Source organism: Mycobacterium decipiens (assembly GCF_963853665.1).
GTDB lineage: Bacteria > Actinomycetota > Actinomycetes > Mycobacteriales > Mycobacteriaceae > Mycobacterium > Mycobacterium decipiens.
In genome coordinates this window covers 3,726,939-3,751,566 of the sequence record NZ_OY970459.1, presented here as the reverse complement: position 1 = coordinate 3,751,566, position 24,628 = coordinate 3,726,939, and the positions used below count along the sequence as shown (strand labels likewise).

Here is a 24,628-nt window from a genome sequence, read left to right as displayed (position 1 = left end):
TGAAAACCATGCCGGCCAGCAATTGCTGGTAACCGAGGTCGAGGCGCACGCGGGTACTCCGCGGCCGCGGCCATGGTGTTGAGTAGCGCGGGTGCACTGGTGATCAGTCTCGCCGCTCGGGGAGAGGATCGCTGATGGCGCGCGGGTTCCAGGGTGTCATGTTGCGCAGTTTCGGCGCGCGCGACCACACCGCAACGGTGATCGAAACCGTTTCGATCGCACCGCATTTCGTGCGGGTCCGGATGGTTTCGCCGACACTTTTCGAGGATGTGGAGGCCGAGCCCGCCGCGTGGTTGCGGTTCTGGTTCCCCGACCCGAACGGGTCCAACACCGAGTTTCAGCGTGCCTATACGATCGCCGAGGCTGACCCCGCCGCCGGCCGCTTCGCGGTCGACGTTGTCTTGCATGACCCCGCGGGCCCGGCCTCGTCGTGGGCGCGCACCGTCCAACCTGGCGCGACCATCGCGGTCATGTCGCTGATGGGCTCGTCGCGGTTCGATGTGCCCGAGGAGCAGCCAGCCGGGTATCTGCTGATCGGCGACTCGGCGTCCATCCCGGGGATGAACGGGATCCTCGACACGGTCCCGGACGACATCCCGATCGAGATGTACCTCGAACAACACCACGACAACGACACGTTGATCCCCCTCGCGCAGCACCCCCGGCTGCGGGTGCACTGGGTTGTGCGCCGCGATGAGAAATCGCTGGCCCAGGCGATCGAGAATCGTGACTGGTCGGACTGGTATGCCTGGGCAACGCCGGAGGCCGCCGCGCTAAAAAATGTGCGGGTGCGGCTGCGCGACGAGTTCGGGTTCCCCAAGTCCGAGATCCACGCTCAGGCCTACTGGAACGCCGGGCGCGCCATGGGTACCCATCGGGAAACCGAGCCGGCGGCCACCGAACCGGTGCCGGGCGGGGCCCCGCAACCAGAATCGGCAGTGCCTGCCCCGGCCCGCGGTAGGTGGCGCGCGCAGGGGGCCAGCCGGCTGTTGGCGCCACTGAAGCTGCCGCTGGTGCTCTCGGGGGTGCTCACGGCGCTGATCACGCTGGTGCAGCTGGCGCCGTTCGTGCTGCTGGTCGAGCTGTCCCGGCTGCTGGTGTCCGGCGCCGACGCACACCGGTTGTGGACGGTCGGGTTCGCGGCGGTGGGATTGCTGGGGACGGGAGCCTTCCTCGCGGCCGCCCTCACGCTGTGGCTGCATGTGGTCGACGCCCGGTTCGCCAGGGCGCTGCGCCTGCGGCTGCTGAGCAAGCTGTCGCGATTGCCGCTGGGCTGGTTCACCAGCCGCGGGTCGGGGTCGATCAAACAGCTGGTCGCCGACGACACACTGGCGTTGCACTATTTGGTTACCCATGCTGTCTCGGACGCGGTCGCCGCGGTTGTTGCCCCGGTGGCGGTGCTGGTCTATCTGTTCGTCGTGGACTGGCGGGTGGCGCTGGTCCTCTTCGGGCCGGTCCTGGTCTATTTGGCGACGACGTCGGCGCTCACGATTCAGTCCGGTCCGCGCATCGTTCAAGCCCAGCGGTGGGCCGAGAAGATGAACGGCGAGGCGGGCGGCTACCTGGAGGGTCAGCCGGTGATTCGCGTCTTCGGGGGTGCTGCGTCGTCGAGCTTTCGCCGCTGCTTGGACGACTACATCGGCTTCCTGGTCGCCTGGCAGCGTCCGCTCGCCGGCAAGAAAACCCTGATGGATCTGGCCACCCGCCCGGCAACGTTCCTGTGGCTCATCGCGGTAGCCGGCACGTTGCTGGTGACTACCCATCGAATGGATCCGGTCAATTTGTTGCCGTTCTTGTTCTTGGGCACCACATTCGGTGCCCGGCTGCTTGGTATCGCCTACGGAGTCGGGGGTCTGCGCGCGGGATTCCTGGCTGCCCGGCACCTGCAGGGCACCCTCGACGAAACGGAACTCGCCGTGCCGCAACGGCCCCGCGAACTGCGCGACGGCGACGTGCCCGCAACGGTGGTGTTCGACCATGTCACCTTCGGTTATCGCCCCGGTGTGCCGGTGATCCAGGATGTGTCGCTGACGCTGCGGCCGGGCACGGTTACCGCGCTCGTCGGTCCGTCGGGCTCCGGTAAGTCGACGCTGGCCGCCCTGCTGGCTCGATTCCACGATGTCGAGCAGGGTGCGATTCGAGTTGGGGAACAAGACATTCGATCGCTAACCGCTGACGAGCTCTACGCGCGAGTCGGTTTCGTCCTTCAGGAAACCCAGCTCGTGCATGGCACCGCCGCGGAAAACATCGCGCTGGCGGTCCCGGATGCTCCCGCCGCACAGGTCCACGCCGCGGCCCGCGACGCGCAGATCCACGACCGCGTACTTCAGCTGCCGGACGGCTACGACACCGTGCTCGGGGCCAGCAGTGGCCTGTCGGGCGGGGAGCGGCAGCGGCTCACCATTGCCCGCGCTATCCTCGCCGACACGCCGGTCCTCATCCTCGACGAGGCCACCGCATTCGCCGATCCGGAATCGGAATACCTTGTGCAACAAGCGCTTAACCGGCTGACTCGGGATCGCACGGTGCTGGTGATCGCCCATCGGCTGCACACCATCACCCGGGCGGACCAAATCGTCGTGCTCGATGGTGGCCGGATCATCGAACGCGGCACCCATGACGAGCTGCTCGCCGCGGATGGACGGTACCGCCGGCTGTGGGACACCGGCCAGGGCGACCCGGTGGCCGTCAGCGCCGCTCAGGAACCCACCCGATGATCCGCACCTGGATAGGCCTGGTTCCCACCGACCGCCGCGCCAGGGTAGTCGGCTATGCACTGCTCGCGTTCGGTTCCGTTGTCGTGCGAGCGGTGGGCACGGTGCTGCTGGTCCCGCTGGTGGCGGCGCTGTTCGGCGAGGCACCGCACCGCGCGTTGGGGTGGCTGGGCTGGCTTACCGCCGCGACCGTGACCGGTTGGGTGATCGACGCCGTCACCGCGCGGATCGGTGTCGAGCTGGGTTTCGCCGTGCTCGACCACACCCAGCATGACGTGGCGGAGCGGCTGCCGAGCGTCCGGCTGGACTGGTTCACCGCCGAAAACACCGCGACGGCGCGGCAGGCGATCGCCGCCACCGGGCCGGAACTTGTTGGTCTGGTGGTCAACCTGCTGACGCCGCTCACCAGCGCAATCCTGCTACCGGCAGCGATCGCGCTGGCCTTGTTGCCGATTTCCTGGCAGCTCGGCGTGGCTGGGCTGGCCGGTGTGCCGTTGCTGCTGGGGGCGTTGTGGGCCGCCGCGGCCTTCGCGCGTCGGGCCGATGCCGCAGCCGGCGAAGCCAATACCGCGCTCACCGAGCGGATCATCGAGTTTGCCCGGACCCAACAGGCGTTGCGGGCCGCCCGGCGTGTCGAGCCGGCTCGAAGCCTGGTCGGCAACGCGTTGGCCAGGCAGCACAGCGCGATGATGCGGTTGCTGGGCATGCAGATACCAGGCCAGCTGATGTTCAACATCGCCAGCCAGCTGGCTCTCATCGCGTTGGCAGGCACCACCACGGCACTGACCATCACGGGCACCCTCACGGTGCCCGAGGCCATCGCCCTGATCGTCGTGATGGTCCGCTACCTAGAGCCGTTCACCACCGTCAGTGAGCTGGCGCCGGCGCTGGAGAGCACCCGCGCGACCCTGGGGCGCATCCGATCGGTGCTCACCGCACCGGTCGTGGTGGCCGGAACCGGCACGCCGGGTGACGGCGCCGCCGCCGCACGCATCGAGTTCGACGACGTCGCCTTCGGCTACGACGACGCAAATCCAGCGGTGCTCAACGGGGTCAGCTTTTGCTTGCAGCCGGGCAGCACGACGGCGATCGTCGGACCGTCTGGCTCCGGAAAGAGCACGATACTGGCGCTGATCGCGGGCCTGCTCCAGCCGATCCGCGGCCGTGTCCTGATCGACGGCACCGACGTCGCGACGCTGGATGCCCAAGCTCGGCGCGCGGTCAGCAGTGTCGTGTTCCAGCACCCCTACCTGTTTCACGGGACGATTCGCGACAACGTGTTGGCCGGAGATCCCGGCGCCAGCGACGATCGATTCACGCGAGCCCTCCGGCTGGCGCGGGTGGACGAGCTCATTGGCAGGTTGCCGGACGGTCTCGACACGATCGTCGGCGAAGCCGGTTCGGCGTTGTCCGGCGGCGAGCGGCAACGCGTAAGCATCGCGCGGGCCCTGCTGAAACCCGCGCCGGTACTGCTGGTCGACGAGGCGACCAGTGCCCTGGACACCGAGAACGAGGTCGCGGTGGTCGACGCGCTCACGGCCGATCCGCGATCGCGCACCCGGGTGATCGTTGCCCATCGGTTGGCAAGCATCCGTCATGCCGACCGTGTCCTGTTCGTCGACGACGGCCAAGTGGTCGAGGACGGTCCGATCGACGAATTGCTCACCGCGGGTGGGCGTTTCAGTGAGTTCTGGCGACAGCAGCACGAAGCCGCCGAGTGGCGGATCCTCGCCGAGTAAGTTGAGTGCCGTGGGTTCAATTCCCCGGCATCCCGGCGATGTGACTCCCGAGTGGCTGTCGACGGTACTGCGCGGACGTGGCACGCCGGTCGGGGTCTCGCAGGTCGACGTGGTCGCCATCGGAACCGGGCAGACGGGTGCCACCTACCGGGTGGCGGTCACCTATGCGACAGATCCCGGCGGTTTGCCGCAAACCTTCGTGATCAAACTGCCCGCCCAGGACGACACCGTGCGTGATCGGGTCAGCATCGGCTATCGCAGTGAATGCGCGTTCTATACCTTTGTGGTCGATCGAGTGCGAGTGCCGACACCGCAGTGCTTCTATTGCGAGATCACGGATGATGCAATGGATTTCGCTCTGCTGCTCACCGACCAGGCGCCTGCTGTGCAGGGCGACCAGCTCGCCGGCTGTGGTGAACGGGAAGCTCGACTGGCGGTTACCGCCCTGGCGGGCTTACATGGGCCCAGCTGGTGCGATCCAGTCTGGCTGGATCTGCCCGGTATTGCCTTCCCGCTCCCCGACGAGGCTTCCGCCCAGGGCCTCGGTGCGGTGGCCAAGATGAGCGCCGACACCACGCTGGACAAGCTTGGTGCCCGGCTGAGTGCCGTCGATCGCGAGACCTTCACTACGGCGCTGGGTTTGGTGACGCCGTGGCTGCTTGCCGAGCGCGGCCGGTTCGCCTTGCTGCATGGCGATTATCGCCTCGACAATCTGTTGTTCGACCCTGGCCGCAACCGGGTGAGCGTGGTGGACTGGCAGACACTTGGCATCGGTCTTCCCGCGCGCGATCTCGCTTACTTCACGGCAACCAGCCTTGATTCCCAACTTCGCTCAGCAATCGAAGAACGCCTTGTCGACGAGTATCACCGGGCGCTATCGGGCCACGGCGTCACCGGATACGACCGGGAAACATGCTGGCGCGACTATCGGCTCGGAATGCCACAAGCCGTTCTGATCACGGCGCTGGGGTTTGCCTTCGCGACGTCCACCGAGCGCGGTGATGACATGGTGCTGGTCATGCTCCGGCGGGGTTGCCAGGCGATCCGCGATCTGGGGACGCTGGAACTGATGGGCTGAGTCGCCGGTGCCCGCCACCCGTCAACGTTGTGCGGCCTTGACCAGGTTCGTCCCGATGATCAGGCGCTGAATCTCGCTGGTGCCCTCGTAAAGCCGCAACAGACGAACGTCGCGGTAGATGCGTTCCACCGGAACGCCACGCATGTAGCCACTGCCTCCATGAATCTGCACCGCGAGGTCGGCGACCTTGCCGGCCATTTCCGTGCAGAAGAGCTTGGCCGCCGACGGCGCGACCCGCCGATCCTGCTCGCTGACCCACAGCCGTGCGGCGTCGCGGACCAGGGCGCGACCGGCCAGCACCCCGGTCTGCTGGTCGGCAAGCATCGCCTGCACCAACTGGAAGCTGCCGATCGTCGCACCGCCCTGCGTCGCGGTGGCGGCATACGCCACGGATTCGTCGAGTGCACGCTGTGCGGTGCCCACCGCGACCGCGGCAATGTGCACCCGGCCACGCGCCAACGCGGTCAGTGCCGCTCGATAACCAATGTCTTCGGAGCCGCCGATCAGCGCGTCAGCGTGGACTCGGACGTCGGTGAAACTGACATCAGACGTCCATGCACCTTCCTGGCCCATCTTGGCGTCCTTGGCGCCTACCTCGACACCCGCAGCATCTGCGGGTACCAGAAAGACCGCGATGCCGGGGCCCTGCTCGTCGCCGGGCCGAGTGCGCGCGAAGACCACGAACAGATCCGCGACGGGCGCGTTGGTAATGAACCGCTTCTGTCCGCAGATCACCCAATCATTTTTGTCACGAACGGCTTTGGTGCGCAGGCCGGCCGGATTCGATCCGGCACCCGGTTCGGTCAGCGCGAAGGAGGCGACGACGTCGCCCGATGCCATCGGCTCCAACCAACGGGCTTTCTGCTCGTCGGTGCCGAATCCGACCAGAACCTGCCCGGCGATGCCGTTGTTGGTGCCGAACATCGACCGCAGCGCCAGCGAGGTGTAGCCCAGCTCCATAGCCAGCTCGACGTCTTGGACCAGGTTCAGTCCGAGTCCGCCCCATTGCTGCGGTATCGCGTATCCGAACAGGCCCATCTTCTTGGCGTGCTCGCGTAGGTCATCGGGTATTCGGTCGTCGGCCAGAATCTCCTGCTCACGCGGGATCACCGCGCTGCGGACGAAGTGGCGGGTCTGGGCCAGGATCTGCTGAAAGTCGTCGTCGGATACATCGGGGACACCGGCATCGGGCATGGGCAGCAGCTCCTTTTTGGCGGGTGCGTGGGCAGCGCCGTTCCATAGTGATCCTATATGAAATATAATATTTGACTGGCGGGCGCCGAGCGGGGCCTGGCGGTAAGGAATGCGTGGTCAAGGTGTCGTTGCTGAAAGATCGGACTGCCGTCGTCACCGGTGGTGCACAGGGGCTGGGACTGGCTATCGCGGAGCGATTCGTCGCCGAGGGCGCACGGGTTGTGCTCGGTGATGTGAATCGCGCCGCCACCGAGGCTGCAGCCGAGCAGCTGGGCGGCGATGAGGTGGCTCTGGCGGTGCGGTGCGATGTGACTCAAGCCGACGACGTCGAGACCCTCATCCGGACGGCGGTCGAGCGATTCGGCGATCTGGACGTCATGGTCAACAACGCCGGGATCACCCGCGACGCGACGATGCGCAAGATGACCGAAGAGCAGTTCGATCAGGTCATCGCGGTGCATCTGAAGGGTACCTGGAACGGCACCCGTCTGGCGGCGGCGATCATGCGAGAAAACAAGCGGGGCGCCATTGTGAACATGTCTTCGGTGTCGGGCAAGGTTGGTATGGTCGGCCAAACCAACTACTCAGCGGCCAAGGCCGGCATCGTGGGGATGACCAAGGCGGCCGCCAAAGAACTTGCGCACCTCGGTGTTCGAGTAAACGCGATAGCTCCTGGGTTGATCCGTTCAGCTATGACAGAGGCCATGCCGCAACGCATTTGGGACCAGAAGCTCACCGAGGTTCCGATGGGTCGCGCTGGCGAGCCCGGCGAGGTAGCCAGCGTGGCCTTGTTCCTGGCTTCGGACCTATCCTCGTATATGACCGGCACCGTGTTGGACGTGACTGGTGGCCGGTTCATATGAGTCAAGCCGTTATCTGCGAACCGGTGCGGACACCGATCGGCCGGTACGGCGGCATGTTCAAGTCGCTGACCGCCGTCGAGCTCGGTGTCGCCGTCTTGCGCGGCTTGCTCGAACGAACCGGAATCTCACCCGACGCAGTGCAAGACGTGATTCTCGGACACTGCTATCCCAGCAGTGAGGCGCCGGCAATCGGGCGGGTGGTCGCGTTGGATGCGGGCCTGCCCGTGACGGTTGCCGGCATGCAGGTCGACCGCCGCTGCGGGTCGGGCCTGCAGGCGGTGATTCAAGCCTGCCTGCAGGTGAGCAGTGGTGACAACGACCTCGTCATCGCCGGTGGCTGTGAAAGCATGAGCAACGTCGCGTTCTATTCCACCGATATGCGCTGGGGTGCGGGCCGCTCGGGCGTTCGCATTCATGACGGGCTGGCCCGGGGCCGAACGACCGCGGGGGGACGCCACTACCCGGTGCCGGGTGGGATGCTCGAGACCGCCGAGAATCTGAGTCGTCAGTACGGCATCTCGCGCCAGGAGCAGGACGAGCTCGCGGTGCGGTCACATCAGCGGGCGGTAGCCGCCCAGAAGAACGGCATCCTGGCCGAGGAGATCGTTCCGGTTGCGGTGCCCACCCGGCACGGCGAACAGCTGCTCGACACCGACGAGCATCCACGTCCCGATACCTCGGCAGCGTCGCTGAGCAGACTCAAACCCGTTCTGCTGGACGATGATCCGGATGCAACGGTGACGGCGGGCAACGCCAGTGGGCAAAACGATGCTGCATCCATGTGCGTGGTGACCACGCCTGAAAAGGCCGCTGAATACGGCCTGAAACCGTTGGTTCGGATGACATCGTGGGGACAGGCGGGTGTGGCGCCCAACATCATGGGCATCGGCCCGGTGCCCGCGACCGCGGTCGCACTCGCCAAGGCGGGCCTGCAGCTGAGCGACATCGATCTCATCGAACTCAACGAAGCCTTTGCCGCCCAAGCGCTTGCGGTGATGCGGGAGTGGAGCTTCGGGGCCGCCGACCACGACCGAACCAACGTGCATGGCTCCGGAATATCGCTGGGGCACCCGGTGGGTGCGACCGGCGGGAGGATGCTGGCCACCCTGGCGCGCGAACTCGACCGCCGCCAGGCGCGCTACGGGTTGGAGACCATGTGCATCGGCGGCGGCCAAGGCCTTGCCGCGGTTTTCGAACGGATCGCGCCGGCGTGACCGGTCCCATGTTGCCGCTGAGCGGTGTCAGCGTCGTCGAGGTGTCCAGCTTCGTGGCCGCGCCGCTGTGCGGCATGACGCTGAGTCAGCTCGGCGCGCAGGTGATCCGCGTCGACCCGATCGGCGGCGCCTCGGACATACATCGCTGGCCGCTGGCAGCCGACGGCACTTCGATCTACTGGACCGGGCTGAACAAGGGAAAGCGCTCGGCCACCATCGATTTGCGCGCGCCCGAAGGACAAGCGCTGGTTCAGCGGTTGATCGTCGAAGGCGATGGCATCGCCGTCACCAACGCCGCCGGTCTGGACTGGCTCAGCCACGATGTGCTAGCGACCAAGCGCTCCGACGTCATTCACGTGCAGCTGCTGGGCCGCGGTGACGGCTCCACCGGGGTGGATTACACCGTCAACGCGGCGACCGGATTCCCGCTCGTCACCGGACCCGTCGACCACGCCGGTCCGGTGAACCATGTGCTGCCGGCCTGGGACGTGTGCTGCGGCTTGTACGCCGCGCTCGCCGTCGCTGCCGCGGTGCGCCGCCGCGACCAGACCGGGTTGGGGGCCCGCATCAGCCTGGCGCTGGAAGACGTCGCGCTGGCCACGGCGGGAAATCTGGGGCTGTTGACCGAACCTCAGGTGAATGGGACACAACGACAGCGTCTGGGCAACGCGGTCTACGGCCAGTACGGCCAGGACTTCACCAGCTGTGACGGCATCGCGTTCATGGTTGTTGCGCTGACCGGACGGCACTTTCGCGACCTGGTCGAGGTGACCGGCACCAAAGCCGTGGTGTCGGCGCTCGCCGCGGAGCTGGGCGCGGACTTCACTGTCGAGGGCGACCGGTACCGGTACCGCGACGTGCTTTCCGGACTATTCGCCACTTGGTTCGCCGAACACACGGCCGAAGAAATCAGTGCCGCACTGACGGGCACGACCGTGTTGTTCGAGCGATACCGCACCTTCGAGCAAGTCGTCAAAGACCAACGGGTGACCGCCAATCCGCTGTTTTCCGTGCTGCACCAACCAGGCGTGGGTGAATATCTGGCCCCCGCCTTGCCGACCATGTTCGACGGCGTTCACCCCGCCAGCGCACCCGCGCCCGCGCTGGGGCGCGACACCGCCGACGTCCTTGCCGAGTGCTTGGGATTGTCGACCGAAGACATCGCGCGTTTGACGAGCGCGAAAACGATAGGAAGTGACAACCGATGACCAAACTCGCTCAAACGCTTGGCCTGACCGAATTCCAGACCGAGATCATTGCGACGGTACGGCAGTTCGTGGAGAAGGAAATCATTCCCAACGCGCCGGCCCTCGAACGCGGCGACACCTACCCCCAGGAGATCGTCGAGCAGATGCGCGCCATGGGCTTGTTCGGCCTGATGATTCCGATCCAGTACGGCGGCCTGGGCGAGTCGTTGCTGACCTACGCGCTGTGTGTCGAGGAGCTAGCACGTGGTTGGATGAGCGTTTCCGGGGTGCTCAATACCCACTTCATTGTTGCCTACATGCTGCGGCAGCACGGCACCGACGCGCAGCGGCAACGCCTGTTGCCGCGGATGGCTACCGGCGAATCCCGCGGCGCGTTCTCCATGTCGGAGCCGGAGCTGGGGTCCGACGTCGCCGCGATCCGTACCCGGGCGGCGCGTAATCCCGATGGCACCTACACCATTGACGGTCAGAAGATGTGGCTGACCAACGGCGGCAGTTCGACGCTGGTGGCCGTGCTGGTACGCACCGATGAAGGCGCAGACAAGCCGCACCGCAACCTGACCGCGTTTCTTATCGAAAAGCCAACGGGTTTCGGTGAAGTGTTGCCGGGTCTGGTGATCCCGGGCAAGATCGACAAGCTGGGCTACAAGGGTATTGACACCACCGAGCTCATCTTCGACGGCTATCTGGCAAGCGCCGACGACATGCTTGGCGGCGTGCCGGGCCGGGGCTTCTTTCAGATGATGGACGGTATCGAGGTCGGCCGCGTCAATGTTTCGGCGAGAGCCTGTGGTGTCGGCATTCGCGCCTTCGAGCTGGCGGTTCGCTATGCCCAGCAACGCCACACGTTTGGTAGGCCGATCGCCGAGCACCAGGCCATCGCGTTCCAGCTGGCTGAGATGGCGACCAAGGTCGAAGCGGCACATCTGATGATGGTCAACGCGGCGCGGTTGAAAGACTCGGGTGAGCGCAACGACCTCGCCGCCGGAATGGCGAAATACCTAGCCAGCGAATACTGTTGCGAGGTCACCCAGCAGAGCTTCCGTATTCATGGCGGCTACGGATACTCCAAGGAATATGAGATCGAGCGTCTGATGCGCGATGCGCCGTTCCTGCTCATCGGCGAGGGCACCAGCGAAATTCAGAAGTCCATCATCAGCAAGCGGCTGCTCGCCGAGTATCAGGTATGAGGCGATGACGGCCCCGGACTTCGCTGCGCGGCCTCAACTTTCCGAGGACGTCGCACGCTTTGTTCGTAAGAGGATCTTCGACGGCACCTACGCCGCGGGGGCCTATATCCGTCTCGACCAATTGGCCGAGGAACTGGGAATCAGTGTCACGCCGGTGCGTGAAGCGCTGTTCGTGCTGTGTGCCGAAGGATTGATCGCCCAGCAGCCTCGCCGCGGATTTGTGGTGTTGGCGGTAACCGGGCGAGACGTCACCGATGTCGCAAGGGTGCAGGCTCATGTTGGCGGCGAGCTCGCGGCGCGGGCGGCGGTCAACATCACCGATGACCAGCTGCGCGAACTCAAGAAGATCCAGGCTCAGTTGGAGACGGCTTACGCCGGGGATGATGACGAGCGGACCGTTCGGCTCAACCACGAATTCCACCGGGCCATCAATATCGCGGCCGACTCGCCCAAGCTTGCGCAGCTGATGTTGCAGATCACTCGCTACGCACCGGAATCGGTGTTTCCCACGATCGAGGGCTGGCCTGCCCAGTCGATAAAGGACCATCGGCGGGTGCTCTCCGCTCTCGAGCAGCACGACGGAAAGCTCGCACGCATCGCGATGTCGGAACATTTAGCCGCGGGCGCGGTTCCGCTGATCAACCACCTCATCGCGCGGGGCGTGGTTGCAGAGGAGAGCCGTCCGGTCAGCGGGCCGTTTCGGCACTAGCTGTTGTCGCTCGAGCACGCCGGGCATAGGCTGCCTCATGGGGGCCGGCAGCATGATAGGGAGAAGAAAATAATGGCCCGCACGCTCGCATTCCGCGTATTGGCCGGATTCATTGCGGGTATGGCCGCGGTTGCGCTCGCGCCTCCGGCCGCTGCCGAACAGGGCGAGCAATTCCCTGGGGATGGGGTGTTTCTTGTGGGAACTGAGATGCCGCCGGGCACCTACCGTACCGAGGGGCCGTCGAATCCCCTTATTTTGGTGTTCGGCAGGGTGTCCGAGCTTTCAACCTGTTCGTGGTCGACACACAGCGCACCTGAGGTGAGCAATGACAATATCGTCAACACAAACACCTCGATGGGCCCGATGTCGGTGGTGATCCCGCCAACCGTGGCGGCCTTCCAAACGCATAACTGCAAGCTCTGGATGCGGGTCTCATAAGGCCGGGTTGCCTTCGAGAATCGACCTGAGTCTCCGCAGATCGCCGCGGGTCGCGCGGCTGATCGCCATCGCCATGACGGGCCGAAGCAACCGGAAGAACCCCGCCGGCTCGCCGCGGTTACGCAGCGTCATACGAGTATTTCCGGTCGGCTCGTCGTCCCACGTGTACGTGGTCTCCATCGGAAATGGGTCCTGAGCCGTCCGCATCACGAGTCGACGGCCTGGCTCCAACTCGACCACCTGGTAGGTGTAGCGCAGTGTCCTGCCCATAAAGGCTGCGGTAAATGCGAACCGGGACCCCAACACCAACGGCTTTGGCGTCTCCCATCGCACGGTCTTGATGTTCGCGTACCACTCGGTCGCATTGTCCGGATCGCAGCAGTAGTTGGCGACGACCGAACGCCCCCGGCCGATCACCAACGAAACGGCAACATCGACCGAATTCATACTGGGATTGTAGATGGCTGGTTGCCATGCAACGTCGTCGTCGGAATCCAGCAGCAGCCATAGCGTCGGCACCTTGAAGGCGCGCCGCGCCCACTCTGTCGGCTCGGCTGCCGGACACGTTGGTGACATAGGCGTTGTCGACCCCGTCGATGGTCCGCAGTGCGCGTTCGACCTCGCGGGGATAGACGGTGACGCCCCTGACCTTGAACATGTCGTCGGATTTGACGGGCGGCATCATCAAAGCGGGTCAGATCGAGCACCTGGGAATTTTTGCTGAGACCTGTGTTTCCGGCTCGGGTCGCGGCGCGCGCCCGGTACTGGGCCGCAAAGCGGCCAGGATGCCCGCCGATGGCGTCGTCATCGCCTGCACTTCGCACCGGCGAGTTCAACTTCGTCAAGGTGCGTGCTAGCACGAACCAAGGAAGTGTTGCGGCTGCGCGTTGAGCACTTCCAGGTGCCGGAACCCGAAGCGCAGTAAGCCCTTAACGAACCACCGCGTTGGCCCGCGCGCGCGGCGCAGGCGACTTGGCGGCGGCTTTGCGTCGGCCCGCCGGTACCTTTCCCGCGGCATTCGAACTGTCGTCGATCAGCCGGCTCGCGTGGTGGAGGATGCATTCGAGACCGTATTCGAAATTGGTTTCATCGGGGGCCCCGATGCGATGGCCCTTCCCGGTTACCTGAGCGAGCAGCGGGGTCGTTGCGGGATCGATGGCCACGGCATCTTCGATGGTGCGTGGTCCGCTATCCGTGGACTGGTTCTTCTCATAGAGCCGATGCAGCACCACCGATCCGCGTACGTGGACCGAAACCGCCGAGTAGGTGTCGAACGCGTCCTCGGGGGAGAGTCCCGCCTCCACCAGATTGGCGATGGCCTTCTCCATCTCTTGGGCGCCCAGGCGCGCCGCTTTGGGGCTGAGCGCCGCTCGAATCAGTATCAAATCGCACAGTATGGGGTTGCCCATGAACGTCTTCCGCATCGACCGCGCATGATTGCGCAACGTCTCACGCCAGTCGCTGGCTTCAACGTAGGGGGTGGCGAACACGTACTTGCTCAAGGCGCGGTCGGTCATCGCGTTGAGCAGGTCGTCCTTCTTGCGGAAGTACCAGTAGATGCTGGTGACCCCGACGCCGAGGTGTTTTCCGAGCAACGGCATGCTCAGGTTGTCTATCGATACCTGCTCGGCGAGTTCGAATGCGCCGCCGATGATGTCATCGGGATTGATGGACCCCCGTTCGCGTCGCTGACGCTTTCCGGCGGTTGCCTGCTTTGCCACTTCGGGCACCTCCATCAAGATCCGACCTGGGGCCGAACAGCCATACCGTGACGCCCGGCTCGGGCTTTCGTCCAATACTGTAATACCTATCGTAGGCGTTTTGGTAAGTGCGGCCGGTTCGGTTTCCCAACAGCCGAATCCGCGGGATCCCGTCGAAGTCTGCGACGGCAGATAGCTACTGACCCGGAATGATCATTGCGCCTTTGATGGTGATATGGATGTAAACGTAGTCGCCACGGACAGCATGCGCCGCATGGCTTCTCCGGGGACTGGCCGGGAGAACAAGAAACCTTGCGCACGGTAGCAGCCGTGATCAAATAGAATCCGCGCTGCAGCTTCGGTCTCGACGCCTTCGGCCACGACATCGAGTTGGAAGCCTTCGGCGAGCACCATAATGCCGCGGACAATGATCAGATCGCTGGCATTGGTCCCGAGTTGACGCACGAAGGTTCTGCCGATCTTCAGCGTGTCGATAGGTAGCGTCTGCAGCAGTGACATGACGCTGTAGCCGGTGCCGAAGTCGTCGATGGCGATCTGCACGCCGACGTCTTTGAGTCCAGCGAGGGTGGCGCGGGCGGTATGTAGGTTTTCGACAACGACGTTCTCGGTGAGTTCCAGACATATGGACGAGGCGTCGAGGCCGTGTCGGCTGATCGTGTCCGCGACGAAGTCTACAAACCCGCCGGTGACCAGCTGTCCGGGTGAGACGTTAATGCGCAGCAGCACGTTGTGGCCCAACCCAATTGACTGCCATTGGGCGTATTCGCTGCAGGCCGTCCGCAGCACCCACCTATCCAGTTCGCCTGCAAGATTGATGGATTCGGCTACCGGGATGAAGCAGTTCGGTGGCAATAGTCCACGGGTGGGATGTTGCCACCGGACCAATGCCTCGGCCCCGATAATGTCACCAGTCCGCAAGTCGACCTCGGGTAGGTAGACCAAGCGAAGGGCGTCGGACTCGATGCCGCGTCGAAGGTGTAGCGCAATATCGTTGCGCAGTTCGCTTCCGATGGACATATCCGCGGTGAACGCCGCGACGCTATTTCCGCCGGCGCGCTTGGCCGCCAAGACGGCCTGGTCCGCTCGGCGAAGAAGGTCCGACGGGTTGTCCTGTCCGGGAATCCCTGACGCGACACCGATACTGACCGTACGGGTGAGTACCTCACCGCCGATGGCAACGTGTTCCTTGAATTGGTCGCGAAGACGTTCGGCGAGTGGTTCAGCGGCATCGACACTCATCGGCAATGTGGGTATTACGACGAATTCGTCACCGCCAAGCCGGGCAATCAGGCTCTGATCGAGGAAGGCGTCACGGATTCGTCGGGCGAACATATAGATGAATTGGTCACCGGCGGCGTGGCCCAGGTAGTCGTTGATGGCCTTAAAGCGGTCGAGGTCGAGAAACAGCGCCGCGACTGGGCCGGGCTGTCCGGGGGCCAACCTTTGCTGAAGGTGGTGTAGCAGCGCTCGACGGTTGTGCAGTCCGGTCAGATCGTCATGGCCAGACTTGATTTCGGCGGCGACACGCGCTTGCACCTGGGCAAAGAGGGTAGCGATGGCCTTGAGGGCGTTGAGTTCTGCCTCGTTCCATTCCCGGTCTCCGTATTTGACGAACCCCAGCACTCCGGTGGTGACGTCTCCGGAGACCAGCGGGACAGCGGCCGCTGACGTCGTGGGAACGCCGCGGGCGTGCTCGATGCGACGTTGATAGTCAGCGGTGGCCGGCTCGGGGCGGAACACAAGCGGCTCTTTGGCGTGTTCGCACAGACCGAAAACGGGGTCGGCGTTAGCGAAGTAGATCACCGCAAGCGGATCGGGGTCCGGTATGTCGAGGCGAGGTGGCCATTCGGCCACGAGCTTTGTTGCGCGAATGTCGTGATTGTTGTGACGTAAGAAGCTGGCATCAACGCCGAGCTGGGCCACCAGATAGGCCAGGACCCGCCGACTGACCTCGGTTGACGTGGCAGTGTCGACGGTCATGAGTTGTTTGGCGACAGCGGTGACCATCTGGTCAAGCCGATGTGTTGTGGCGTCGTTGTCCATCTCGGGTGTTAGCTCCGCAGCTCTGGGCGTGTCACTAGCTCAGACTTACATAGAATCCTGACAGGCTACTGCCAGGGTTGATGCGTCCTGGGTTGTGTGGAGTCGCTTGTTTGGCTCCTGGTCGCGATGTCCGTCGAAGGAGCCGTGTCCGTGCCCAAGCGTTGTCCGGAAGAGTTCCGCCGCAAGGTACTTGATTCGTGGCGGCCGGCCGCCCTGTCGCCCAGGTCAGCTAACAAGCGAGGTGGCCATCCCATACCGATGGCCGCCTCGGCTGCTAGCGGTCCGGACTCGTCCCGTCGATGGGTTCGAATCGTTGACTGCTTCGCCAACGCCGTCATCGAATCATTCTGGGGCAGAATGCAAACCTAGTAAATCAACCGCAAGATGCACCAAACCACCCCAGCCGTGGCCCAAAGCCCAGCAACACGCCTCCAGCAAACCCGGGACACATCAGAGTCTCCAGACATGCCGACGTACCGAGCACGTGGTTGCAGGCCTACATTGTGGATTCCGCTGGTCGGGTTAGACTGCGTCATGCCTGAAGTCATGGATTGGGATGCAGCGTACCGCGACGAAGTTTTTGCCGGACCTCCGCCGTGGAATATCGGGGAAACGCAGCCTGCCATAGCCGAGCTAATCCGCGACGGCAAAATTGTCGGTGATGTTCTCGATGTGGGCTGCGGGATCGGTGACGTTGCGCTGGATCTGGCTTCGCGGGGCTACCGGGTTGTCGGCATCGACGTGGCAGCGCAGGCGATCGCAGTGGCGGTCAAGGCCGCCGGAGAACGGGGACTGAGTACGGCGACATTCGTCCAGGGCGACATCACGTCACTCACCGGCTATGACAAATGCTTCGATACGGTGCTGGACTGCTTGCTGTTGCACTCACTGCCGGTGGAAGCCCGTGACGACTACCTGCGCTGGGCGCATCGCGCGGCCAAACCCGGCGCGACGATGTATGTATTGGTGCTAACTGCTGACGCTCTGCCGGCCGATTCGCCGTTTCCCGTGCCGAACCTGTTCTCCCAGAAGGAATTGCGCGAAATCGTGGATAAGTACTGGAAGATCGACGAGATCCGTCCGGCGTTCGTGCATGTCAAGTTGCCCACGATTCCTGACCTGCCGGTCCCGCCCTATTCGGTCGACGACAAGGGGCGAGCGAAGTTGCCGGCGTCGTTGGTTTGTTTGAAGTGGTGACACTAAGCTATGACGCGTTGCCGCGGCGAAGACACCCTCGGAACGGTACGTGTCAGTTGTCTCGGCATACGGCTCAGGCGTGCCAAAGGCACTCAGGCCAACTGTATTTGTGTCTCGCTACGGTTGGAAGACCGGCTGAGCACGACATGAGGAGCATGATATGGCAAAGGCGCTGTTCAACAACATTACTGCCATCTACACAGGTCCGCACGCCTGGATATACGAGACGATGGTCGCACCGGCGGTGTACCGATCCCGTCGAATCATCGACGAGCGCTTCCTTCAGCACCTTCCACAGGGTTCCCACATTCTCGACGTAGGCTCAGGAGGCGGTCTGTTCACCAATTACATCGCCGATCAGCGCCCGGATCTCAACATCATCGGCATCGATCTGTCGGAGCCGCAGCTCAAGCGCGCAAGCAAACGCATGCGCGCGTACGCCGATCGCGTTAAGTTTCAACAGGGTGATGCGACCAAGTTGGATTTTGCCGACCGCTCCTTCGACGGAGTGATCAGCTACGGCTCGATCAAGCACTGGACCTCACGAGAGGCCGGGTTTGCTGAATGTGTTCGGGTGCTCAAATCCGCAGGCCCGCTGTTGGTCACCGATGCCGATCGCAGCGCCACCTTCGAAGACGCGAAGGACTTCATCAAGCATTACAAAGCGCCGCGTCTTTTCGACACCGTCAATCTCGCGCTCTTTCACACCTGGATCGCAGGCCGTTCCATCGACCTCGATGACGCGCGCACCCTGGCCAGCAAGGTCGAGCTCGATGATGTGGACGTCGGCCGCATCCCCGATTCGCCCCTTATCATGATCTCGGCACGCCGCGCGGCTACCTGAGTAGCTGGCCCCATTCGCGTTTACGACCGGCGTACTCGGGCACGTTTGGAGCCGGGGGTTATCCCAAAGGACGCGCCACGGGTATCACGCCTTTGCCCAGCAACGATTTCATCGCCGCGCCGTCGACGGGACGCGAGAACAGAAATCCTTGCGCGCGGTAGCAGCCCAACGCCAGCAACTCCTGCGCCGAAGCGGCGGTCTCGACGCCCTCGGCGACGACTTCGAGTTCAAACTCCTTGGCTAGCGCCATGATTGCCCGGATGATCGCCAGATCACTTGCATTGCTGCCCAGTTCGGTGACGAACCCCCTATCGATTTTGATGGTGTCCACCGGCAGGGATTTCAGATGGGTCAGCACGCTGTAGCCGGTGCCGAAGTCGTCGATGGCCAAATGCACGCCGACCTCCTTGAGCCCGGCAAGTGTCCTTCGGGTGGGTTCGATGTCTTGGACCACCGCACTTTCGGTGATCTCCAGACACACCAGATCGCTATCGAGACCGAACTGATCGAGGGTGCCGGCCACCGTATCGACAAAACCCTCGGCGACTAGCTGCACTGGCGAGACATTGATGCGCAACAACGCATTACACCCCACAGACGCTGTGCGCCATTGACTGAACTCCGCGCACGCCAAGCGCATCACCATCCGGCCCAGCTTGCCCGCGAGATTGATGGATTCGGCCACCCGGATGAATGAGTCAGGAAACAGCAATCCCCGCGTCGGGTGTTGCCAGCGCACCAGCGCCTCGGCGCCCAGGATTCTGCCGGTACGCATGTCTACCTCGGGAAGGTAGTGCAGTACCAGATCAGACTCGGTCATCCCTTCCAGGTGCAGTTCAACGTCGGTTTGTAGCACGTGCCTTGCGCTGATTTCGTGGCTGAGAACCACGACCTTGCCGCCGCCGCCGGCTTTCGCCGCCAGCGCCGCGTGATCGGCCCAGCGAAGCAGATCCGACGTGCTGTCACGTCCCGGAATGCCGTTGGCGACACCGATGCTGACCGTGCGGGTAAGCGTCTCACCGTCGATCACCACGTGCTTTTCCAGCCGCGCCTGCAAGCGATGGGCGAACGCCTCTGCGGCATCGACCGATATCGGTGCAGCGGGCACCACGACGAACTCGTCTCCGCCGAAACGGGCAATGATCGCCGGGTCTCCGGCTGCCTGGCGCAGCCGGTCGGCGAAGACTTCGATCAGCCGGTCACCGGCATTGTGCCCCAGGTAGTCGTTGACCGCTTTGAGTCGATCGAGATCCAGGAATAGCAGCGTCACCGGGCCGCGCCGGCCACCGGCGAGCCGCTCATCGAGATGGGCTATTAGGGCTCGGCGGTTCAGCAATCCGGTCAGATCATCGTGGTCGGCTAGGTAGCGTAATTGTTCTTCGGCAACGATGCGGGCCTGCACCTGGGCGAACAGGGTTGCGATCGCTTGCAGCGCGTGCAGCTCGCCGGGGCTCCACTCCCGGTCGCCGTACTTGACGAATCCGAGCACACCGGTCGTGATTTCCCCGGACAGCAGCGGCACGCATGCCAGGGAAACGGCCGGCACGGCGGTGCCCTCCTCGATGCGCCGCTGGTAGTCCACATTTGCCGGCTCGGGACGCAAAACCATTGGTTCTTTGAAGTTTTCGGACATCGCGAAGACCGGGTCGGCGTCGCAGAAATACACCAGGCCGATCGGGTCGGGTTCTGGCACGGAGTCGCGCGGCGGCCAATATGCGATCAGTCTGGTCGCATGAATGTCGTGGTCGTTGTGGCGAAGAAAGCTCGCGTCGATGCCGAAGTGCTCCGCCAGGTCAGCGAGCACCAGTTCACTGATTGGGACCGCGGTGGCGGCGGTGACCGCCATTAGCTCCGAGGCCACCGCGGTGACCAGCTCGTCCAGGGTGCGGCTCATCATGTCACCGTAGCGGCTCACCCCGACAGCAACCGGACGCGGTCAAAGCTCCGGCGGCTCCGCGCCGACGCCGGCCGCGTGGTAGCCAGTCGCAACACCAACACAAGGGCATCATCGGCCGGGATGCCTGTCAGACTGTGGAAGTCGCTGCGCAGCCGGCCCAATTCGTCGGCAAATTGTGCAGACAATGCCTGCCGCTCGTCGACATCGTGAGCGTAGAGGAATACCGGCGAAACCGGCTGCACAGCAAACCCGCGCTGTTGCGCGGCGATCCACACCGCCTCGACAGCCGATCCACCGCGGGCATAGTCCGGTAGCGCGCGCCCTGGCACCGAGACCACGGCCAGCGCCGAGCTGGCGACGATGCGGTCGTAGGTGTCCTGACCCAGCTCGGATCCGGCGTTCCACTGCGCTAGATGTTCCATCACGTCCGTACGACGAACCAGGTCCAACTCGGCAAGTCGATCATGGCCCATTTCGAGGCTGCACACGTCAATGCCGGTGTCCGGAAACGGATCTCCCGGCCAGCGTAGCTCCGAAATCATCTCCGCATGCAGCCGTGGCGTCAGGTATCGTGTACGGTCGGCAGCGGCCAGAATCGTTGCCGCCCAGGTGATATCGTCTCGCGCGGTCAATAGGTACAGCCGCGCACCTTCGGCTTCCACGGCCGCGTGCAGCACGTCAGTCGTTTCGGCCGAGACCGCGTTGGGCTTGCCGTGGTGGCGGTTGGTCTCGCGGGCCAGCATCGGCCCATAAACGGCCGCCAGGCCGGGGTTTTTCCCGTCACCCAGCCTCAAGGTGGCCCGCAGCGGCGAGCCGTCAATATCTTCGGCAATGCTGACCGGTCCGAGTACCCCATGGGCCGCGGCGGCAACCTTGGCGTTGAACAACGCTGCACCCACCGCGACGGCACTGCCGCGGAAACCGACATCGAGACTGTCGGTGTGTTCCGGCGCGATCCGTATCGTGATGGCTTCAGGGCCGGCTTCGATGTGCCAAGGCTGCAGGTTTCCCCCCGACGGTGCGCGGATCGCGGCAGCGGCGATAATCCCCGCAATCCCAGACAGCGCTGGCTCTGAACACTGAGTCGGCTCTGCGGTACGCTGCTGGGCCATGTCCGGCTCGGCTAGCTGATCGAGTGCCCCGCCGACGTCAACACGGGTACGTCCCGAGCGCAGCTCCTCCCCGAGACCGATGCGGCGCACCGCCTCGGCCAGCGCCGTAGCCCCCAACGACACATCCCCGGCCAATTGGGGCCACGTCGATATCGAGCGATCGATCTCGACCAACGACGCCGCGAAGCGCGGCGACAACCGCTCTGGCTCCAAGTGGCGCAGGATATGCGGAACCTTTTCGCGGCTGCTCATCCCCGGTAGCAACCCGATGTCGAGTTCGCCGAGCAGACCATGCAGAATCGGACGCCGCGGGTCCAAGTCAAACCGCTCAACATCGACCAGGCCGCGGTCACTGGTCGCCATCAGAACCGGAATCCCGCGGCTGCGGGCGCCCTCCCTCAGGACAGCCTTCATGTGCAGTGAATCGCATTCCTCTACAACGATGTCCAACCGGTCCAGGAACTCATCGACGGTGTCAACCGTCAGGCCAGCGTCAAACACTCGCACCGTCAGATACGGGTCCAGCTCGGCGATGCGGCGCGCGGCCGCCTCGGCTTTATTGAGTCCGAGGTCGAACACCGTGGCCGGCACCCGGTTCAGGTTAGATAGCTCCAGGCGATCGAAATCGGCCAACCGCAACTGCCCACACATGCCCTGGGCGGCCAGCGTGTGGGCGATCACATGCCCCACACTCAGCCCAGCGACACCGATGCGCAGCGAGCCCAACCGAGTCTGTTCTTCGGCGGTAATGCAATTGCGGTTGCGGTCCAGTCGCACCGTTCGAAAACCGCGGGGGCCCAAGACCGCTACTACCGCCCGCCGCCACGGGTAATATACCCACCGGCCCGGTTCTGCGACCAACTCCGGATCCGGCGCCGGCCGCAATTTGAGCAACTCCCGCAGTTGTAGTTCACGATGATCGATAAAGCCGATATTGGGATCGGCACGGAGCCGCTGCAGCACCGCGGCATCAGCGGGGTCGTCGGGGGCCAGAATTTGTGCAGGCAGGTTCATATCGCGCTCATCGCTCACTTGTGTGGCTCCCAGGTTGTGCCCATGCTCCGCCGACGGATGCGGGCCCAAATTGGGCCGCCGGCCACAACGGTGAGCGGTGCCGCCAGCGGGAAATCGTTGACCAGCGAGTGCACTTCAGCTCGCCGGATGAACGTCGCCAACCCCAGGGTGGCCTCGAGCATCGCGAAATGATCCCCGATGCACGACCGGGGGCCGGCGCCGAACGGCACGTACTGCCATCGCACGCGGCCTTTCGTGTTCGCCGGGCTGAACCGGTCCGGATCGAACACCAGCGGCTCTTCCCACAATGCCGGATCTCGTTGCACGGCGCGGCGCCCGAAGAGCAGCATCGTGCCGGCCTGGACCCGGTAGCCGGCGACCTCGACGTCACGGATAGCCATCCGCGATCCGGTGGCTGTCGGCGGGCACAGTCGCAAAGCCTCGTGCAGCACCTGCACCGTGTACGGCAGCGCCCCCACATCATCGGGGGTCAATTTCCGGTCGGGCAGCCTGGCCACCTCGGCGGCGACGCGGTCCTGGATATCGGCATGCCGGCCCAGCTGCCACAGCGCATACGCCAAAGTCGTCGCGGTGGTGTCATGACCGGCGAATAAGAACACAATCAGCTCGTCGGCGATCTGTTGATCGGTCAACCGCTGGCCGGTAACCGGGTCGGTGGCCTGCATCAAGGCCCGCACCAGCGGTGCATCCCTGCCGGGATCGGTACGGCACGCTTGCAGAATGGCGCCGGCAAGCCCCCGCAAAGTCGCCGCGGCGGTGCGGGCGCGCCAGCGCGCCGGCGTCGGAAGCCACGCCGGTGCCCGCACCGGCCGCACCGCCCGCTCCGCAATATAGGTCAGCGCAACCCGCAGCGGCTCACCGACGTCGACGGCGTGATTGGTCAAGTCAAGCCCCAGCACCGAGCGCCCCAACGCTCGCAACGTCAAGGTGCGGCACTCGGTGTCCAAATTGACCGTCGCACCGTCGTGCCAAGCCGCCGCCACCGACTCGGCGGCCTCGGTCATGTGTCCACCGAATGCCGCGACCTGCTGTTTGGTAAACACCGGCTGCAACGTGCGCCGGCGCGGCAGCCACGCCTCATGCGGCAGATCGAACAAGTTTGCCCCGAGCACCCGACGAAACTCGGAAAACACCCGGGTTGTTTTGTCGATCGAACCGTCCTTGTTGGTGAGGATGTCGCGAATGGCCTCGGGAGACGTCGCCACCACCACCGGGGGCGTTAGCCATTTTGGCCCGAACGTAAGTCGAGTCACCGGACCACCCGCGTCGCGAAGGTGGTCCATGCCGGTATGAAACGACCGCAACGCGCGAGCGCGCTGGCGATAGGACAACGGGTTCTTCGGAGCCAATGGCAATAACGCAATGGGCGTCTCCTGCATTACGCCTCGCCTCCCGCACCCGTTACGCACCGCAAAGCTCTCGGACTCGGAAGCCCACCAAGCACAGGCGAAACACGAGACGATCGTGAGGTTATCGCACGGAGAAGGAGCACGCAGAACTGAGCGTTGGTCACTGGCCGGCTCCTGTGGTCGCTGTGGTGGTTACGCTCAACGCGTCAGCGTCGCGCATAAGCTTGCGTGATTCGACAACCATCTTTGATAGTTGCTTCGGCTCAGCATGATTCGCGTAGGTACGGTGGTCCCACCAGATCATCTTGGTTCGATAGCGTTCATCCGGGTAGATAGCTGCTGGGATTTTCGCTGCGATTACGGCCCCCGAAGAGCGCCACCGATCCAGCGCATGGGCCGCCCCGGTCCCCATAACGAACTGAACCCCCAACAAGGACATGCTTAGCGGTAGGGCGCGCGCCAAGGCCGCGGCAATCGCATCACGGTGACGAGAGTCGCTGTCAACCCAACCGGTCTTCGCTTCCACGACCCCGAATGGCACCCGATCATCGATCATCTTGCGGACTTCGTGCACTCCGGGATTACCGGCCCACTCGATGACCGCATGCGAATCATCGGCTGACCGCAGCGGCCCGATTATGCGCGCACCCCCCACAACGTCACCCTGACCATCCAGCGCAGCAAAGAACAACTGTGTGTCATGTCCACTGTAGACGCTGTCGAGATTTAAGGTACACTCGACTCCGTGCTTCTTATAGGTGCGGTGGGCACCGCGAAGGTATTCATTCCACAACCCGCGGTCAAGTGTGGGTCGCGATACCACCAGCCGGCATTGTGCATCGGAAATCCACACGCTGAGGTTTTCCCGAAAGTGTAACTTCTGCGGCGCGATGGCGTGGAGTTGAGGGGTGGTCATGATTCTCCAATATGTTGGGTGCTGGGCTGTTAACTCGAGAGTTGCTGCGTTTGCATCGAGCAGGGCAGCGGTTGGGGCTGCTACGTCCGGTTGCGTTGACGTCCAGGCAGTCGTTTTGGCTGGTGCAGGTCTACCTTGCGAGTGGCTGCCTTCGCGCAGAACGGCGC

19 protein-coding genes and 2 pseudogenes are annotated in these 24,628 nt (G+C 64.1%); 12 read left to right on the top strand and 9 right to left on the bottom strand.

Going from position 1 to position 24,628, the window contains the following annotated elements:
* Positions 1-134 precede the first annotated feature (134 nt).
* Genes AADZ55_RS16495 through AADZ55_RS16485 form a run of 3 tightly spaced genes read left to right on the top strand, consistent with a single transcriptional unit; the run spans position 135 to position 5,531 of the window.
* Positions 135-2,717, top strand: coding sequence for an ABC transporter ATP-binding protein/permease (locus AADZ55_RS16495; RefSeq protein WP_085324940.1), 2,583 nt, complete (start codon positions 135-137; stop codon positions 2,715-2,717).
* On the top strand, positions 2,714-4,453 hold the full coding sequence (locus AADZ55_RS16490; protein ID WP_085324941.1) for an ABC transporter ATP-binding protein: 1,740 nt from the start codon (positions 2,714-2,716) through the stop codon (positions 4,451-4,453). The genes AADZ55_RS16495 and AADZ55_RS16490 overlap by 4 nt, the downstream gene beginning before the upstream one ends.
* Before the next feature lie 10 nt (positions 4,454-4,463).
* Complete coding sequence (locus AADZ55_RS16485; protein ID WP_085324942.1) at positions 4,464-5,531, top strand: phosphotransferase family protein; 1,068 nt, start codon at positions 4,464-4,466, stop codon at positions 5,529-5,531.
* Positions 5,532-5,552: 21 nt separating this feature from the next.
* Here the strand turns inward: AADZ55_RS16485 and AADZ55_RS16480 are convergent, their stop codons facing one another.
* Entirely contained in the window at positions 5,553-6,725 is a 1,173-nt protein-coding gene (locus AADZ55_RS16480) for an acyl-CoA dehydrogenase family protein (protein WP_085324943.1), read from the bottom strand.
* Between the two features lie 113 nt (positions 6,726-6,838).
* Here AADZ55_RS16480 and fabG point away from each other — a divergent pair, with 113 nt between their 5' ends.
* From fabG to AADZ55_RS16450, 6 genes are all read left to right on the top strand, one after another.
* Positions 6,839-7,588, top strand: coding sequence for a 3-oxoacyl-ACP reductase FabG (fabG, locus tag AADZ55_RS16475; protein WP_119184953.1), 750 nt, complete (start codon positions 6,839-6,841; stop codon positions 7,586-7,588).
* Entirely contained in the window at positions 7,585-8,802 is a 1,218-nt protein-coding gene (locus AADZ55_RS16470) for an acetyl-CoA C-acetyltransferase (RefSeq protein WP_085324944.1), read from the top strand. Before fabG ends, AADZ55_RS16470 begins: the two co-directional genes overlap by 4 nt.
* Complete coding sequence (locus tag AADZ55_RS16465; protein ID WP_085324945.1) at positions 8,799-10,010, top strand: CoA transferase; 1,212 nt, start codon at positions 8,799-8,801, stop codon at positions 10,008-10,010. Before AADZ55_RS16470 ends, AADZ55_RS16465 begins: the two co-directional genes overlap by 4 nt.
* Positions 10,007-11,200 carry an acyl-CoA dehydrogenase family protein gene (locus AADZ55_RS16460; protein ID WP_085324946.1) on the top strand — a complete coding sequence of 398 codons (1,194 nt, stop codon included), beginning with the start codon at positions 10,007-10,009 and terminating at the stop codon, positions 11,198-11,200. The genes AADZ55_RS16465 and AADZ55_RS16460 overlap by 4 nt, the downstream gene beginning before the upstream one ends.
* Before the next feature lie 4 nt (positions 11,201-11,204).
* On the top strand, positions 11,205-11,909 hold the full coding sequence (locus tag AADZ55_RS16455) for a GntR family transcriptional regulator (RefSeq protein ID WP_085324947.1): 705 nt from the start codon (positions 11,205-11,207) through the stop codon (positions 11,907-11,909).
* Between the two features lie 72 nt (positions 11,910-11,981).
* Positions 11,982-12,347: a hypothetical protein gene (locus tag AADZ55_RS16450; protein WP_085324948.1), complete on the top strand. Its 366-nt coding sequence runs from the start codon at positions 11,982-11,984 to the stop codon at positions 12,345-12,347.
* Here the strand turns inward: AADZ55_RS16450 and AADZ55_RS16445 are convergent.
* Together AADZ55_RS16445 and AADZ55_RS16440 are read right to left on the bottom strand one after the other, a co-directional pair.
* Positions 12,342-12,794, bottom strand: a complete 453-nt coding sequence (locus AADZ55_RS16445; RefSeq protein WP_085324984.1) for an SRPBCC family protein — start codon at positions 12,792-12,794, stop codon at positions 12,342-12,344. The genes AADZ55_RS16450 and AADZ55_RS16445 overlap by 6 nt on opposite strands.
* Before the next feature lie 30 nt (positions 12,795-12,824).
* Positions 12,825-13,017: pseudogene (locus AADZ55_RS16440) on the bottom strand (long-chain fatty acid--CoA ligase); the annotation flags it as partial.
* On the opposite strand from AADZ55_RS16440, the pseudogene AADZ55_RS16435 reads away from it, so the two are divergent.
* Positions 13,016-13,272, top strand: a pseudogene (locus tag AADZ55_RS16435) (enoyl-CoA hydratase/isomerase family protein); the annotation flags it as partial. The pseudogenes AADZ55_RS16440 and AADZ55_RS16435 sit on opposite strands and share 2 nt — an antisense overlap.
* 4 nt (positions 13,273-13,276) lie before the next feature.
* On the opposite strand, the gene AADZ55_RS16430 reads toward AADZ55_RS16435, so the two are convergent.
* Both AADZ55_RS16430 and AADZ55_RS16425 read right to left on the bottom strand, forming a co-directional pair.
* Positions 13,277-14,083 carry a TetR/AcrR family transcriptional regulator gene (locus AADZ55_RS16430; RefSeq protein ID WP_085324949.1) on the bottom strand — a complete coding sequence of 269 codons (807 nt, stop codon included), beginning with the start codon at positions 14,081-14,083 and terminating at the stop codon, positions 13,277-13,279.
* A gap of 177 nt (positions 14,084-14,260) precedes the next feature.
* Positions 14,261-16,111, bottom strand: coding sequence for a putative bifunctional diguanylate cyclase/phosphodiesterase (locus tag AADZ55_RS16425; RefSeq protein ID WP_085324950.1), 1,851 nt, complete (start codon positions 16,109-16,111; stop codon positions 14,261-14,263).
* A 534-nt stretch (positions 16,112-16,645) separates the two neighbouring features.
* Here AADZ55_RS16425 and AADZ55_RS16420 point away from each other — a divergent pair.
* Both AADZ55_RS16420 and AADZ55_RS16415 read left to right on the top strand, forming a co-directional pair.
* Complete coding sequence (locus AADZ55_RS16420) at positions 16,646-17,308, top strand: class I SAM-dependent methyltransferase (RefSeq protein WP_242670094.1); 663 nt, start codon at positions 16,646-16,648, stop codon at positions 17,306-17,308.
* Positions 17,309-17,468: 160 nt separating this feature from the next.
* Entirely contained in the window at positions 17,469-18,152 is a 684-nt protein-coding gene (locus tag AADZ55_RS16415; protein ID WP_085324952.1) for a class I SAM-dependent methyltransferase, read from the top strand.
* A gap of 58 nt (positions 18,153-18,210) precedes the next feature.
* On the opposite strand, the gene AADZ55_RS16410 is transcribed toward AADZ55_RS16415, so the two are convergent.
* The 4 genes from AADZ55_RS16410 to AADZ55_RS16395 form a co-directional block, all read right to left on the bottom strand.
* Positions 18,211-20,046 (bottom strand): putative bifunctional diguanylate cyclase/phosphodiesterase, encoded by a 1,836-nt coding sequence (locus tag AADZ55_RS16410; protein ID WP_085324985.1) that lies wholly within the window; start codon positions 20,044-20,046, stop codon positions 18,211-18,213.
* Between the two features lie 17 nt (positions 20,047-20,063).
* Positions 20,064-22,175: an Rv1355c family protein gene (locus AADZ55_RS16405; protein ID WP_085324986.1), complete on the bottom strand. Its 2,112-nt coding sequence runs from the start codon at positions 22,173-22,175 to the stop codon at positions 20,064-20,066.
* 14 nt (positions 22,176-22,189) lie between these two features.
* Positions 22,190-23,575: a cytochrome P450 gene (locus AADZ55_RS16400; protein ID WP_085324953.1), complete on the bottom strand. Its 1,386-nt coding sequence runs from the start codon at positions 23,573-23,575 to the stop codon at positions 22,190-22,192.
* Between the two features lie 130 nt (positions 23,576-23,705).
* On the bottom strand, positions 23,706-24,461 hold the full coding sequence (locus AADZ55_RS16395) for a hypothetical protein (protein WP_085324954.1): 756 nt from the start codon (positions 24,459-24,461) through the stop codon (positions 23,706-23,708).
* Positions 24,462-24,628 lie beyond the last annotated feature (167 nt).

Bases quoted from the DNA above. Each gene is read 5' to 3' on its own strand.
- AADZ55_RS16495 (WP_085324940.1), top strand. From the start codon at position 135: ATGGCGCGCGGGTTCCAGGGTGTCATGTTGCGCAGTTTCGGCGCGCGC.
- AADZ55_RS16490 (WP_085324941.1), top strand. From the start codon at position 2,714: ATGATCCGCACCTGGATAGGCCTGGTTCCCACCGACCGCCGCGCCAGG.
- AADZ55_RS16480 (WP_085324943.1), bottom strand. From the start codon at position 6,725: ATGCCCGATGCCGGTGTCCCCGATGTATCCGACGACGACTTTCAGCAG.
- AADZ55_RS16470 (WP_085324944.1), top strand. From the start codon at position 7,585: ATGAGTCAAGCCGTTATCTGCGAACCGGTGCGGACACCGATCGGCCGG.
- AADZ55_RS16460 (WP_085324946.1), top strand. From the start codon at position 10,007: ATGACCAAACTCGCTCAAACGCTTGGCCTGACCGAATTCCAGACCGAG.
- AADZ55_RS16455 (WP_085324947.1), top strand. From the start codon at position 11,205: ATGACGGCCCCGGACTTCGCTGCGCGGCCTCAACTTTCCGAGGACGTC.
- AADZ55_RS16450 (WP_085324948.1), top strand. From the start codon at position 11,982: ATGGCCCGCACGCTCGCATTCCGCGTATTGGCCGGATTCATTGCGGGT.
- AADZ55_RS16445 (WP_085324984.1), bottom strand. From the start codon at position 12,794: ATGAATTCGGTCGATGTTGCCGTTTCGTTGGTGATCGGCCGGGGGCGT.
- AADZ55_RS16430 (WP_085324949.1), bottom strand. From the start codon at position 14,083: ATGGAGGTGCCCGAAGTGGCAAAGCAGGCAACCGCCGGAAAGCGTCAG.
- AADZ55_RS16425 (WP_085324950.1), bottom strand. From the start codon at position 16,111: ATGGACAACGACGCCACAACACATCGGCTTGACCAGATGGTCACCGCT.
- AADZ55_RS16420 (WP_242670094.1), top strand. From the start codon at position 16,646: ATGCCTGAAGTCATGGATTGGGATGCAGCGTACCGCGACGAAGTTTTT.
- AADZ55_RS16415 (WP_085324952.1), top strand. From the start codon at position 17,469: ATGGCAAAGGCGCTGTTCAACAACATTACTGCCATCTACACAGGTCCG.
- AADZ55_RS16410 (WP_085324985.1), bottom strand. From the start codon at position 20,046: ATGAGCCGCACCCTGGACGAGCTGGTCACCGCGGTGGCCTCGGAGCTA.
- AADZ55_RS16405 (WP_085324986.1), bottom strand. From the start codon at position 22,175: ATGAACCTGCCTGCACAAATTCTGGCCCCCGACGACCCCGCTGATGCC.
- AADZ55_RS16400 (WP_085324953.1), bottom strand. From the start codon at position 23,575: ATGCAGGAGACGCCCATTGCGTTATTGCCATTGGCTCCGAAGAACCCG.
- AADZ55_RS16395 (WP_085324954.1), bottom strand. From the start codon at position 24,461: ATGACCACCCCTCAACTCCACGCCATCGCGCCGCAGAAGTTACACTTT.